Annotated in this window: 13 protein-coding genes; 12 read left to right on the forward strand and 1 reads right to left on the reverse strand. The window is 72.6% G+C overall.

Going from position 1 to position 13,629, the window contains the following annotated elements:
- The first annotated feature begins 96 nt into the window (after positions 1-96).
- The 8 genes from PBV52_RS26355 to kynU all read left to right on the forward strand — a co-directional run bounded on the left by PBV52_RS26355 (position 97) and on the right by kynU (position 8,050).
- The gene (locus tag PBV52_RS26355; protein ID WP_274241492.1) at positions 97-1,002 is read left to right on the forward strand and encodes an SRPBCC domain-containing protein; all 906 of its coding nucleotides are present in this window, start codon (positions 97-99) and stop codon (positions 1,000-1,002) included.
- 73 nt (positions 1,003-1,075) lie between these two features.
- Positions 1,076-1,873, forward strand: coding sequence for an aldose 1-epimerase (locus PBV52_RS26360; RefSeq protein ID WP_274241494.1), 798 nt, complete (start codon positions 1,076-1,078; stop codon positions 1,871-1,873).
- A 10-nt stretch (positions 1,874-1,883) separates the two neighbouring features.
- A complete protein-coding gene (gene pyrE, locus PBV52_RS26365; protein WP_274241495.1) occupies positions 1,884-2,432 on the forward strand; it encodes an orotate phosphoribosyltransferase in 549 nt (182 codons plus the stop codon).
- A gap of 184 nt (positions 2,433-2,616) precedes the next feature.
- The gene (gene fbaA / locus PBV52_RS26370; RefSeq protein ID WP_274241496.1) at positions 2,617-3,639 is read left to right on the forward strand and encodes a class II fructose-bisphosphate aldolase; all 1,023 of its coding nucleotides are present in this window, start codon (positions 2,617-2,619) and stop codon (positions 3,637-3,639) included.
- 92 nt (positions 3,640-3,731) lie between these two features.
- Positions 3,732-5,213: an MFS transporter gene (locus tag PBV52_RS26375; protein WP_274241498.1), complete on the forward strand. Its 1,482-nt coding sequence runs from the start codon at positions 3,732-3,734 to the stop codon at positions 5,211-5,213.
- Positions 5,214-5,435: 222 nt separating this feature from the next.
- Positions 5,436-5,849 (forward strand): DUF3151 domain-containing protein, encoded by a 414-nt coding sequence (locus PBV52_RS26380; protein WP_274241499.1) that lies wholly within the window; start codon positions 5,436-5,438, stop codon positions 5,847-5,849.
- Positions 5,850-6,018: 169 nt separating this feature from the next.
- On the forward strand, positions 6,019-6,849 hold the full coding sequence (locus PBV52_RS26385; RefSeq protein WP_274241500.1) for a tryptophan 2,3-dioxygenase family protein: 831 nt from the start codon (positions 6,019-6,021) through the stop codon (positions 6,847-6,849).
- On the forward strand, positions 6,842-8,050 hold the full coding sequence (gene kynU, locus PBV52_RS26390) for a kynureninase (RefSeq protein WP_274241501.1): 1,209 nt from the start codon (positions 6,842-6,844) through the stop codon (positions 8,048-8,050). The genes PBV52_RS26385 and kynU overlap by 8 nt, the downstream gene beginning before the upstream one ends.
- Here the strand turns inward: kynU and PBV52_RS26395 are convergent.
- Positions 8,047-8,661 carry a TetR/AcrR family transcriptional regulator gene (locus PBV52_RS26395; protein WP_274241502.1) on the reverse strand — a complete coding sequence of 205 codons (615 nt, stop codon included), beginning with the start codon at positions 8,659-8,661 and terminating at the stop codon, positions 8,047-8,049. The genes kynU and PBV52_RS26395 overlap by 4 nt on opposite strands.
- A 256-nt stretch (positions 8,662-8,917) precedes the next feature.
- Between PBV52_RS26395 and PBV52_RS26400 the strand changes: the two genes are divergently transcribed.
- The 4 genes from PBV52_RS26400 (at position 8,918) to PBV52_RS26415 (ending at position 13,616) form a co-directional block, all read left to right on the forward strand.
- Entirely contained in the window at positions 8,918-9,844 is a 927-nt protein-coding gene (locus PBV52_RS26400; protein ID WP_274241503.1) for an alpha/beta hydrolase, read from the forward strand.
- Positions 9,845-10,023: 179 nt separating this feature from the next.
- Complete coding sequence (locus PBV52_RS26405; protein WP_274241504.1) at positions 10,024-11,067, forward strand: alpha/beta hydrolase; 1,044 nt, start codon at positions 10,024-10,026, stop codon at positions 11,065-11,067.
- On the forward strand, positions 11,060-12,277 hold the full coding sequence (locus PBV52_RS26410; RefSeq protein ID WP_274241505.1) for an acyltransferase: 1,218 nt from the start codon (positions 11,060-11,062) through the stop codon (positions 12,275-12,277). Before PBV52_RS26405 ends, PBV52_RS26410 begins: the two co-directional genes overlap by 8 nt.
- Complete coding sequence (locus PBV52_RS26415; protein WP_274241507.1) at positions 12,270-13,616, forward strand: sensor histidine kinase; 1,347 nt, start codon at positions 12,270-12,272, stop codon at positions 13,614-13,616. The genes PBV52_RS26410 and PBV52_RS26415 overlap by 8 nt, the downstream gene beginning before the upstream one ends.
- The last annotated feature ends 13 nt before the right edge of the window (positions 13,617-13,629 follow it).

Below are 13,629 nucleotides of genomic sequence, written 5' to 3' on the forward strand. Positions count from 1 at the left end.
GCGGGGCCGGGAGGATACGCCCGGCGGGAGGGCGCCCGGTGAGAATCCCCGGATGTGTGGGTGCGCTTCACGCCATGCTGGGTAGGCTCGGGCCTCATGGAGCATGAGGTGTTCGTTCCGGTTGCGGCCGAGCGGCTCAGGGAGGTGCTGGCCGATCCCGTACGGGTTGCCCGGGCGGTCCCCGGGCTCCAGCAGGACGCCGGGGCCGAGCCTGTCGCCGGGCGGCTGAAAGTGCGCGTCGGCGGTCACACCATCACCTACCGGGGTGCTGTGCGGGTGTCCGGGCACGAGGACGGTTCGTACGCCGTGGCGGGCGACGCGACCGAGGCGCGGGGCAGCGGTTCCGTGAAACTCGCGTTGACGGTGCGGGTCCGGGAGGCCGACGGTGGCTCCGCCGTGACCTTCGAGGGGACTGCTTCGGCGGACGGCCGGATCGCGGAGTTCTCGGCGGAGGCGGTCGGTTCGGCTGTGACTCGGCTGCTGAGCCGGTTCGGGGAGCAGCTCGGGGTGGTGGCGGGGGAGACCTCCGCGACGGTCGGGCAGGAAGAGGCGGGGGACGCCGGGGAGACCCTGGAGACCTTGGAGACCTTGGAGACCCTGGCTCCTGGGGAGTTCGAAACGCGGGTCACCAGTGACTTCGAGACGACGCCGGACGCGGATGACGCTGCGGCGCCGACGCCGACGCCGACGCCGGAGCCGGCGCCGGAGCCGGTCGAGCCGGTGGCCGATGAGCCCGAGGGCGCCGAGGGTGTCCCGGACACCGAGGACGGGGATGCCGGGGCCGGGGAGGCTGCCGTCGCTGAGGCGGCTCATGCCCGGCGGACGATGATCGGGCGTAGTGCGGAAGAAGTGGACCATGCCCCGCCGCGGGGGCGTTATGCGCCGGTTCCGGCGCCGCAGACGGTGGCGCCGAGTTCTGCGCTGCGGTGGGCGGCTCCGGCGGCGGCGCTGGTGGTGGCGTCGGCGATCGTGGTGGGCCGGATGCTTCGTCGGCGCCGGTGAGGCGAAGCCCCCTGCGGGTGGGTGGGAGAGTGACCTCTTCAGGCGCCCTTGATCGCCCCAGTAGGGTCGTCCCGTGAGTAACGAACACATCACGCTGACCGCGGGTGACGCGGAGGTGGACGTGCTGCCGGGGAACGGCGGGCGGGTCGGGGGGCTGCGCGTCGGGGGAACCGAGTTGTTGCGGCAGGGGGAGCGGTTCGGGTGTTTCCCGATGGTTCCCTGGTGCGGGCGGGTCCGGGACGGGCGGTTCCTGGACGGGGCCGTGGTGCGGCAGATGCCGCTCAACGCCCCGCCGAACGCCATCCACGGCACCGTACGGGACGGCGCCTGGCGCGTCGCCCGGGTCGCCGACGGCGAGGCGGTCATCACGTACGACCTGGTCGAGCCCTGGCCCTACGCCGGCCGCGTCACGCAGGTCGTCGCGCTCACCCCGGACAGCCTCAGCCTCACCATGTCCGTGGAGACGTACGAGGCGTCCTTCCCGGCCCAGATCGGCTGGCACCCCTGGTTCAACCGGAACCTCGGCGGCGACGGCGCCCAGGACGTCCGGCTCGACTTCAGCCCGGCCTGGCAGGAGGAGCGCGGCGACGACCACCTCCCCACCGGCCATCGCATCGAGCCGAAGCCGGGGCCCTGGGACGACTGCTTCGGCATGCCCGGCGGCGTCGACGTCACGCTCACCTGGCCGGGGCAGTTGGAGCTGAAGGTGGCCAGCCGGGAGGAGTGGGTCGTCGTGTACGACGAGCAGGACGCCGCCGTGTGTGTCGAGCCGCAGACCGGGCCGCCCAACGGGCTCAACAGCCTGCCTCGCCTGGTCACGCCCCTGGAGCCGCTCGAAGCCACCACCGTCTGGAGCTGGCGGCGCCTCTAAGCTGGGCGGCATGACTGACGTACGTGGCGAGCTGCTGCAGCAGATCAAGGACAAGGCCGTGGTGCACGGCAAGGTGACCCTTTCGTCGGGGCTGGAAGCCGACTACTACGTCGACCTTCGGCGGATCACCCTCGACGGGGAGGCGGCTCCGCTGGTCGGGCAGGTGCTGCTCGACCTGACCGCGGAGCTTCAGTTCGACGCGGTCGGCGGGCTCACCATGGGCGCCGACCCCGTCGCCGCCGCGATGCTGCACGCCGCCGCCGCGCGCGGCAGGCGCCTCGACGCCTTCGTCGTGCGCAAGGCAGCCAAGGCGCACGGGCTCCAGCGGCGGGTCGAGGGGCCGGACATCGCGGGGCGGCGGGTTCTCGTCGTCGAGGACACCTCCACCACCGGCGGTTCGCCGCTCGCCGCCGTCGAGGCCGTGCGTGAGGCGGGCGCCGAGGTCGTCGCCGTCGCGACCATCGTCGACCGGGCCACCGGCGCCGCCGAGAAGATCCAGGCGGGTGCGGGGGTGCCGTACCTCTTCGCGTACTCCAAGGACGAGCTCGGGCTGGACTGACCGCGGTCCCGAATGACAGCCGTCTCGGCTGATGACAGACGCTCGGACCATCCCGGTTCGTCTGGAAAGATGGGGCCGACGACGACGTCGCAACCCCCCAAGGTCTAGGTCAGGGCCGTAAGAAGAACGCCGTACGCAGTTACGTACGCAGTACGTCAACCCGCACACTCCAAGGAGCGGACAGATGCCCATCGCAACCCCCGAGGTCTACAACGAGATGCTCGACCGGGCGAAGGCAGGCAAGTTCGCCTACCCGGCCATCAACGTGACGTCGACCCAGACCCTGCACGCGGCCCTGCGCGGTTTCGCGGAGGCGGAGAGCGACGGCATCATCCAGATCTCGACGGGTGGCGCCGAGTTCCTGGGCGGTCAGCACAACAAGGACATGGTGACCGGTGCGGTCGCCCTGGCCGAGTTCGCGCACATCGTCGCCAAGAAGTACGACATCACCGTCGCCCTGCACACGGACCACTGCCCGAAGGACAAGCTCGACGGGTACGTACGGCCGCTGCTCGCGGTGTCGGAGGAGCGCGTCGCGCGCGGCGAGAACCCGCTGTTCCAGTCGCACATGTGGGACGGCTCGGCCGAGACCCTCGCCGACAACCTGTCCATCGCGCAGGAACTGCTGGAGCGCGCCCGCGCCGCGAAGATCATCCTCGAGGTCGAGATCACCCCGACCGGTGGCGAGGAGGACGGCGTCTCGCACGAGATCAACGACTCGCTGTACACCACGGTCGACGACGCCATCCGTACGGTCGAGGCCCTCGGTCTCGGCGAGAAGGGGCGCTACCTGCTGGCCGCCTCCTTCGGCAACGTCCACGGTGTCTACAAGCCGGGCAACGTCGTGCTCCGCCCCGAGCTGCTCAAGGAGCTGAACGAGGGCGTCGCCGCCAAGTACGGCAAGGCGTCCCCGTTCGACTTCGTCTTCCACGGCGGCTCCGGTTCCTCCGAGCAGGAGATCGCGACCGCGCTGGACAACGGCGTCGTCAAGATGAACATCGACACCGACACGCAGTACGCCTTCACGCGTCCGGTGGCGGCCCACATGTTCCAGAACTACGACGGTGTCCTGAAGGTCGACGGCGAGGTCGGCAACAAGAAGACCTACGACCCGCGGACCTGGGGCAAGCTCGCCGAGGCGAGCATGGCCGCGCGGGTGACGGAGGCCTGCTCGAACCTGCGCTCCACGGGTACGAAGATCAAGTAGCCCTGCGGTTCTGCAGTTCTGCGGGTATCCCTCAGGGAACTTCCGAGCCCGGCGCCTGTCTACGGCGCCGGGCTCGCTGTATACCTGGGGGCATGCCCGACGTCCGGCTGGCCTCCCCGCAGGGCAAGTGGATCCTGCTCACCACCGTCCTCGGCTCCAGCATGGCCCTGCTGGACTCGACCGTCGTCAACGTCGCCCTCCCGCGCATCGGCCGCGACCTCGACGCCGACCTCGCGGCGCTCCAGTGGACCGTCAACGCGTACATGCTGACGCTGGCCGGGCTGATCCTGCTCGGCGGGTCGCTGGGGGACCGGTACGGGCGCCGCAAGGTCTTCGTCGTGGGGGTCGTGTGGTTCGCGGTGGCCTCGCTGCTGTGCGGGATCGCCCCGAACGCCGGGGTGCTCATCGCCGCCAGGGCGTTGCAGGGGATCGGCGGGGCCCTCCTCACGCCGGGGTCGCTCGCACTCATCCAGGCGTCCTTCCACCCCGACGACCGGGGGCGGGCGGTCGGGCTCTGGTCGGGTTTCGGGGGCGTCGGCGCGGCGGTCGGGCCGTTTGTGGGCGGGTGGCTGGTCGACGGGCCGGGCTGGCGGTGGGTGTTCCTGCTCAACGTCCCGCTGGCCCTGCTGTGTGTGCCGGTGGCCCTGCGGCATGTCCCCGAGTCGGGGGACGGCCGTAAGCACGGCCGCTTCGACGTGCTCGGCGCGGCGCTCGGTGCGCTGTCCCTCGCCCTGGTGACGTATGCGCTGATCGAGGCCCGTGAGGGCTCGGTGGTCGTCGCCGTGTCCGCGGTCGCCGGGGTGGCCGCCGGCATCGCCTTCGTGCTCGTCGAGAAGCGGCGCCCCGACCCGATGATGCCGCTCGACATCTTCGCGTCCCGCCAGTTCACCGCGGTCAACGTCGTCACCCTGTGCGTGTACGCGGCCCTCGGCGGGTTCTTCTTCCTCGCCGCCCTCCAGCTCCAGGTCGTCGCCGGTTACTCGGCCCTCGGCGCCGGTACGGCACTGCTGCCGACGACCGTGCTGATGCTGCTGCTCTCCGCCCGCTCCGGCGCCCTCGCCGACCGGATCGGGCCGCGCATCCCGCTCACCGTGGGGCCCCTGCTGTGCGCGGTCGGCATGCTGCTGATGCTGCGCGTCGGGCCGGACGCCTCGTACGCCGCCGACGTCCTGCCGGCCGTCCTCGTCCTCGGCTTCGGCCTGGTCACCCTGGTCGCCCCGCTGACCGCCACCGTCCTCGCCTCCGTGGACGTCGCGCGGGCGGGCCTGGCCAGCGGCATCAACAACGCGGCGGCCCGCGCGGCCGGCCTCGTCGCCGTGGCCGCGCTGCCCCTGCTGACCGGGATGGGCCAGGAGGCGTACCGCTCGCCGACCGCCTTCGACGACGCCTTCGGCCAGGCGATGGTCCTGTGCGCGGGCCTGCTCGCGGCCGGCGCGGTGATCGCCTTCGCGTCCGTACGCCGCCTGCCCCCGGAGTGCACCCACCCCGAGTGCCGCACACACGGCGGCATCACGGCGCCACCACTGGAGGGCCGGCCGGTGCGGGGGCGGGTGCCTGAGGGCGGGGGCTCCTAGGCCGGGTGCGCGACGGGGGCCGGGTGCGCGACGGGAGGCTTCTCGCCCCCGCTGCTCTTACCTGTCCCATCCTGAAGGGGCTCTTCCCAGATGGTCGGGGGCTGTTCGGCACACGGCCGCCGGAGGTTGGCGGCGTAGGCATCCCGGTGGGGTGGCGCGCGGGCGGGTGGCGGTGGGACCTGGGCCCGTGGTCGCGGCCTCCGATGCCTCAGACTGGAACCCATGACGATTCACGAGAACCTCCTCGGGGGCCCGCCCCCGACCCACCTCCCCGACGACCCCGAGCCGCGTGAGCTGCTCGCCGGCGGCACCGCGCCCGCCGACGTCGCCGCGAAGTACCCGACCTCCTCGCTGGCCTGGGCACAGCTGGCCGACGACGCGTTCGAGCGGGGCAGCGTCGTGGAGTCGTACGCCTATGCCCGTACGGGCTACCACCGCGGCCTGGACTCCCTGCGCCGGAACGGCTGGAAGGGCCACGGCCCCGTTCCCTGGGAGCACGAGCCGAACCGCGGCTTCCTGCGCGCCCTGCACGGCCTCGCCCGCGCCGCCGGAGCGATCGGCGAGCAGGAGGAGTACGAGCGCTGCACGCAGTTCCTGAAGGACTCCTCGCCGACGGCGGCCCAGACCCTGGGTTAGTCGTCGTGGGGGAATCAGCTCCACCTCCCCCCCTCGGGCCCGCCTGTGTGATCAGGCGGGCCTTGCCTTTTCGGCGGACCATCGAAGAAGATGCCCGGCGGGGACCGGGGCCCCCGTGTCGATAACGGCAGGGGCGGACCGCTACCCGGAGTTACAACAGGAGACAGCGATGTCCGACGAGGCTCACGAGCCCGAGACCCCGCATCTCGACTTCGCAGGCACCACGCCGTACGAGGACTACGTACAGGCGGACGTCCTCACCCACCTCCAGCACACCCTCTCCGACGACCCCGGAGAGATGGTCTTCCTGGTCACGACCCAGGTGATGGAGCTGTGGTTCACGGTCATCGTCCACGAGTGGGAGACGGCGGCGAACGCGCTGCGCGAGGACCGGGTGCCGGTGGCGATCGACGCGCTCAAGCGTTCCGTACGGGAACTGGAGGCGCTGAACGCCTCCTGGAAGCCGCTCGGCCAGCTCACGCCGGCCCAGTTCAACGCGTACCGCAGCGCCCTCGGTGAGGGCTCCGGCTTCCAGTCGGCGATGTACCGCCGCATGGAGTTCCTGCTCGCCGAGAAGTCCGCGTCCATGCTCGTCCCGCACCGCGGCGCCCCGCGCGTCCACGCGGAACTGGAGAAGGCGCTGCACGAGCCGAGCCTGTACGACGAGGTGCTGCGCTTCCTCGCCCGGCACGGCTGCTCGATCCCCGAGGCGGTGCTGGGGCGCGACGTCTCGCAGCGGTACGAGCCGTCGGACGCGGTCGAGGCCGCCTGGACCGCGATCTACGCCGGCGACCAGAACTCCGAACTCGCCCGCCTCGGCGAGGCGCTGACCGACGTGGCCGAGCTGGTGTGGCGCTGGCGCAACGACCACCTGGTCGCCACCCGGCGCGCGATGGGCGCCAAGGCCGGTACGGGCGGTTCGGCCGGGGTGGCCTGGCTGGAGAAGCGGGCACAGAAGAACGTGTTCCCGGAGCTGTGGACGGCGAGGTCCCATGTCTGAGCTCGCAGCCAAGGCGGGGATGCTGGACGCGGCCGACGAACTGGCCGGCGCCCGCAAGCAGTTCGTACTCGACGACGTGGTCTACCTCGACGGCAACTCCCTGGGCGCCCTGCCGGCGAACGTGCCGGGGCGGGTCGAGGACGTCGTACGGCGGCAGTGGGGCGAGCTGCGCATCCGCTCCTGGGACGAGAGCGGCTGGTGGGACGCGCCCGAGCGGATCGGCGACCGGATCGCTCCCCTGGTCGGCGCGGCGCCCGGCCAGATCGTGGTCGGCGACTCGACAAGTGTCAATGTTTTCAAGGCGGTTGTGGCGGCCGTGCGGATGGCGAACGCCGTGGGAGGCGGGGAGGCCCGGGACGAGATCCTGGTCGACGCGACGACCTTCCCCACGGACGGCTACATCGCCGAGTCGGCGGCGCGGATGACGGGGTGTGCGCTACGGCCGGTGACCCCGGAGCAGGTGCCGGACGCGCTGTCCGGCCGTACGGCCGCCGTCCTGCTGAACCACGTCGACTACCGCACCGGCCGGCTGCACGACCTGCCCTCGCTCACGGCCGCGGTGCACGCGGCGGGGGCGTACGCCGTCTGGGACCTCTGCCACAGCGCGGGCGCGCTGCCGGTGGGGCTGGACGAGCACGGGGTCGACCTGGCGGTCGGCTGCACGTACAAGTACCTGAACGGCGGGCCGGGTTCACCGGCGTACCTGTATGTACGGCATGACCTGCAGGACCGATTCGACTCACCCCTGCCCGGCTGGAACTCCCACGCCGATCCCTTCGGCATGCGGGGCGAGTTCGAACCGGCGGCGGGCGCGCTGCGTGGGCGTGTCGGCACGCCGGACATCCTCTCCATGCTCGCCCTGGAGGCCGCGCTGGAGGTCTGGGAAGGCGTGTCGATCGAGGCGGTGCGGGCCAAGTCGCTCGCGCTGACCGACTTCTTCCTGGAGTGCGTCGGGGCCTATGTGGGGCAGGGACGCGTGGAGTCGGTGACTCCGCCGGCCCACGCGGAGCGGGGCAGCCAGGTGGCGCTGCGCTGCGAGGGCGCCGGGGACGTGATGAAGGCGCTCATTGAACGGGGCGTGGTCGGCGACTTCCGCCGCCCGGACGTACTGCGCTTCGGGTTCACGCCGCTGTACGTCGGGTTCGCGGACGTGGAGCGGGCGGCGCGGGTGCTCGCGGAGGTGCTGGCGCCAGCCCCTTAGGGCTCATCCCCGGTGACGTACACCCCCGCCACGGCAGCCGCATGCGCGGCCCGCGCGGCGCGCTCCGCGGCGGGGGCGTCGGGGATCACCCCGGTCGTCAGCAACTGGTAGTACAGGGGCGCCGACACCGCCCGTACGACCGCCTCCGCGTCCGTCCCGGCGGGCAACTCCCCTCGGGCGACGCCCTGTTCGACACACGGCGCCCACTCCGCGACCCTCGCCTCGTAGAACCGCCGCAGCGCCTGCGCCGTACGTTCGTCGCAGGTCGCCGCGGCGATGACGGCGCGGAACAGGGCGCCCTGCCGGGCGTCCGCCAACGTCCGCCGCACCAACGCCGCGTTGGCCCGCAGGTCCCCGAGCACGGACCCGGTCTCCTCGCGTGGCAGCGACTGTTCGGCCATGTCGGCGAGCAGGTCGGCCACCAGCCCCGTCACCGAGCCCCACCGCCGGTACACGGTCGTCTTGCCCACCTCGGCGCGCCGGGCGACGTCCGCGAGGTCGAGGCCGTCGAAACCCTGCTCCGCGAGCACATCTCCGGCCGCCCGCAGAACGGCCGCACGGACACGCGCGGTGCGCCCTCCGGGACGTACGGTGCCGGGTTCGGCGGACATATCGGCCTCCTTGGTGCACGTACGGGGTGCGGTGCGATGCGCGCTGCCAGCGTAACGAAACGACAGAACCGTTTAACCCTCACCGAGCGTGACATCCGTGTGTTGGCGCACGTCACCAGCCTGATACCGTCCCCGCCAACGGCCGAATTCCCCCCTGGTCCGTCACCTCGCTTTGTTCCCACCCCCCCACCCTGCCTTGTCCCCACCCGTCACCCCGCATTCGTTCAAATCCGTTCCGTCGCTGAGAGGTTGGAGCATGCCGGACGACGTCGCAGCAGCCCGGGCCGTCGCCGAAGAGCAGTCGGCCTTCTCGCACCCGCCCGTCGATCCCGACGCCATCGCCTCGTACGGCGACCACCCCGACCAGGTGATCGACTTCTACGCGCCGCGCGGCGAGGCCGGTCCGGGCGGCCCGGCCCCGCTGGTCGTCGTCCTGCACGGCGGTGCGTGGCGGGCTCCGTACGACCGGCGGCATGTCACGCCGTTCGCGGACTTCATGGCTCGGCGGGGGTTCGCCGTGGCCAATGTGGAGTATCGGCGGGGGGCGGATGAGGCGGATGAGGCGGAAGGTGCGCAGGGCGCTGGCAGCGCGGCGGATTCGCGTGCGGGCGGCGGTCCGGTCGCCGGACGCTGGCCGGACACCTTCGACGACGTGGCCGCCGCGCTGGACGCGCTGCCCGCGCTCGTACGGGAGGCCCTCCCGCAGGCCGATCCGCGCCGCATGGTGCTCACCGGCCACTCGGCCGGCGGCCACCTGGCCCTCTGGGCGGCCGCCCGCCATGTCCTCCCCGCGGACGCCCCCTGGCGCACCGCCCGTCCCGTGCCTCTGCGGGGCGTGGTCGCCCTGGCCCCGATCGCCGACTTCACGGTCGCCGACAAGCTGGACGTCTGCGGGGGTGCCGCGCGGCAACTCCTGGGCGGCGCTGTGGAGTTCGCCGAGCGCCAGCCCTACGCCGACCCCGCGCTCCTGCTCCCGACCGGCATCGCCACGACGCTCGTGCAGGGCCGCGCGGACGTCGTGGTCCCGCAGGCGGTCGCCGAGGCGTACGCCGATGCGGCGGCGAAGGCGGGAGAGGTGATCGGTCTGACGCTGCTGGAGGACGTCGGGCACTTTCCGCTGATCGATCCGGCGGCGGACGCGTGCGCGGTGGTGGTGGAGGAGATCGCGCAGCTGGCGTGGTGAGACGTTTCGTCCCGCCCCTTTGACACCCGCCCCTTTGACACCCGCCCCCTTAATACCCGTAATACCTGAGAGCTACGTCGCAGGTGAGCTCCCTGGCGGGACGCGGACGACGCAGCCGGATCCGTAATTTCCCCTCCAGACAAGCCCGATGGCCGGGCGGACTGGAAGGGAAGACGACCATGGGGCGTACCACGGGGGCAGCCGGGGCGAGCGAGCCGAAGAAGAAGACCCAGCGCACTCACCGATGGCGCCGAGCTGTGCTCGCCAGCCTGATCACCGCTGCCGTGGTCGTCCCGCTGTCCGGCGCCGCCCGCCCTGAGATCCCGGCCCCGGCCCCGGCCGCCCTCGCACCGGTGACGGCGGCGACCCTGGACGAGGCATACGCGGCCAACCGGGCCAACGCCGCCGAGGCGTCCCGCATGGCCGCGGCCCACGGCAACCGCGAACGGGCCGCCGCGGACCGCGCGATGGCCGACCCGTCCCGCCGCTTCCTCTCCTTCGACGGCAGCGGCCCCGGTCTCGCGACGGAGGTCTTCGGCGACCTGGCCCACGCCGACCGCATCGCGGTCCTGGTGCCGGGCTCCGACACATCCATCGACACCTACGGCCGCTTCCGTGACGCCGCCTGGGCCCTGCACGACCGCCTCACCCGGGAGGCCCCGCAGGGCACCGGCACCGCGGTGGTCGCCTGGCTCGGCTACGAAACCCCGGCCACGGTCAGCACCACGGTCACGACGGCGGGCCGAGCCGAGGAGGCGGCCCCGAAGCTGCGGGAGTTCATACGGCAGCTGCGCGCCCTCGCGGATACCGAGTCGAACGGGTCGGCCGGCAGGAAGCCGAGCAAGCCGCACATCTCCCTCCTCTGCCACTCCTACGGCTCGGTGGTCTGCGGCCGTGCCGCCCCCCACCTGGACGTGGACGACATCGCCCTGGTCGGCAGCCCCGGCACCGGCGCGGACAGCGCGACGGCCCTGCACACCCCGGCCCGCGTCTGGGCGGCCCGCGGCAGTGACGACTGGGTCGCGGAGGTGCCGCACGTCAGGCTCGACCTGCTCGGCACGACCGTCGGCTTCGGCACCGACCCGATGTCCCCGTCCTTCGGCGCCCGGGTCTTCGCGGCGGGCGACGGCGGCCACAGCGACTACTTCAGGCCGGGCTCGACGTCCCTGACGAACCTGACCCGCATCGTCCTGGGCGAGAGGCCGGAGGTGAGCCATGGCTGACGTCAGCATGCGCGGCGCGTGGAAGGGCATACGCCGGGGCGCCGCCCGCGTCGAGGCCGTCACCCCCGCCGACCGGGACCGGGCCGTCGACGCGCTGCGGGCCCTCGCCATCGTCGGTGTCGTCCTCGGCCACTGGCTGGTGACGGCCCTGGTGGCGGACGGCGGGGCCGGCCTGCGCACCGCGAGCCCGCTCCACTACATGCCCTGGCTGGCCCCGATCTCGTGGGCCTTCCAGACCCTCGCCGTGTTCTTCCTGGTCGGCGGCCACGTGGCAACCCGCGGCTACGCCTCGGCCCGAGCGCGCGGCACGACGTACGGCCAATGGCTGACGTCCCGTCTGTCCCGCCTGTTCAAGCCGGTGGCGGCGGTCCTCAGCCTGTGGACGGTGGCGTCGGTCCTGCTGCTCCTGTCCGGCACGGACGCCGACACCGTCCACACCCTGGTCAAACTGGCCCTGTCCCCCCTGTGGTTCCTCCTGGTCTTCGCCGCGCTGACGGCGGCGACGCCCCTGCTGCTCCGGCTCAACCCGCTCTGGCCGCTCGCGGTCGTCCTCCATGTGGACCTCATCCGCTTCGGCCTGGGCGGCCCCGCGTGGCTCGGCTGGGTGAACGTGGCGGCCGGCTGGCTGGTGCCGTACACCCTGGGCGCGGCCTGGACCCGGGGCGAGCTGGAGCGCCGCCGCGCGGGCTGGATCCTGCTGACGGGCGGCGCGTCGGCGACGGCCGCACTGGTCGCCTGGGCGGGCTACCCGGCGTCCATGGTCGGCGTCCCCGGCGAAGGAGTCTCCAACCTCAACCCACCCACGCTGGCCGCCGTCACCTTCGGTCTGGCCCAGTGCGGCCTGGCCCTGCTCCTGCGCGGGCCGTTGCGCCGCACGATGCGCCGCCCCCTGGCCTGGGCGGCGGTGGCCCTGCTCAACCTCTCGGCGATGACGGTCTTCCTCTGGCACCAGACGGCCCTGATGGCGACCACGGCCACGGGCCTGACGGCAGGCCACCTCCCCGGCCTGCACACCCTCCCCGACAACCTCGGCTGGGTGGCGGCCCGCCTGGCCTGGCTCCCTTTGTTCACCCTGGCCCTGGCCCTGTGCTGGACGACGTTCCGCGTCTATGAACAGGGCCCTCGCCGCTCGACCGGCCGCCGGTCCAGGGTCGTCCGGTCCCACTCGGCATCTCGGAGCAGTGCAGCGAAGGAACACCACCATGCCTAGGGTTGGCCGCGTGACGGAGACGGGGATCCAGCACTCGTTCGCGAGCCGAGTGCGCCGCTGGCTGCGCGTGCTGCGCGAGGACCTGTGGACCTTCGGGGCGGACCCGCTGCCGCCCTCCGTGTGGTTGCGCTGGCTGCCGCACGGCGTGCTGTCCCTGGTCGCGTTCGGCGTCACCATCGGCGCCGTGGCTCAACTGCGGGACAACGGCGGGGCGGGCGCCCAGGTGGCCTTCCTGATCGGGCTCGCCCAGGGGGGCGCGGTGGTCCTCGCGCTGTGGCGGCCCGTCGCCGGGTGGTGGCTGTCGACGGCAGCCATGGTGGCGGGTGCCGTCGAGGTGCGTCGCCACCTGCTGGCCGGTGGCGCGCACGACTTCGTCTGGCCCTGGAGCGCGGCCGGGATCATCGGCCAGATGGCCGTGATGCTGCTGCTCGCCCTGCGGGTACGCGCTCGGGTGTCCCTTGAGACGCTGGCGCTGACCGTGCTCGTCACCTACGTCATCCAGGGGCTGTGGGGGGCGCGCGACTACCAGCCCACCGGAGTGCTCGCGATCACCCTGTTCGCGGTCGTCGTGGTGCTCGGCATGGCGCTGCGGGGCCGCAGGGAAGCCCGTGCCGAACTCGGCCGGCAGACCACGATCACCGCCGAGGAGCGGGCCCGGCGCACCCTGCTGGAGGAGCGCACGAACATCGCCCGCGAGCTGCACGACGTGGTCGCCCACCACATGTCGGTGATCTCCATCCAGGCCCAGGTGGCCCCGCATCTGGTGGAGAACCCCTCGCAGGAGCTGAAGGAGAACCTCGCGGGCATCCGGCAGAACGCCCTGGACGCGCTCACCGAACTGCGCCACGTGCTGGGCGTCCTGCGCTCCGAGAACCGGGAAGACCCCTACGGCCTCGGCGAACCCGGCACCGGAGCCGCCCCCGACGCCCCCCAGCCCATGCTCGACCGGCTCGACGCCCTCATCGAGAACACCCGTGCCGCCGGACTGGACGTCGTCACCGACATCAGGGGCGAGGCTCCCCAGTACGCCACGGGCGTGGAGCTGTCCGCGTACCGGATCATCCAGGAGGCGCTCAGCAACGCCCTGCGGCACGCGCCGGGCTCGGAAGTGCGCGTCGAGGTCTCCCACGACTTCCACGGCCTGCACCTGGGCGTCGTCAACTCCCGCCCGCAGCAACCTGTTCCGCCCTCCCCCGGCGCGGGACACGGTCTGCTAGGCATGCGCGAGCGGGCGACGATGCTCGGGGGCCACCTCACCGCGGCCCCCACCCAGCACGGCGGTTTCGCGGTCTCGGCCTTCCTCCCGCGGGGCGACACCCCGCCGACTGCCCACCCCTGACAGGAGAACCGAC

It is taken from the genome of Streptomyces sp. T12 (assembly GCF_028736035.1).
In the GTDB taxonomy this organism is placed as follows: domain Bacteria; phylum Actinomycetota; class Actinomycetes; order Streptomycetales; family Streptomycetaceae; genus Streptomyces.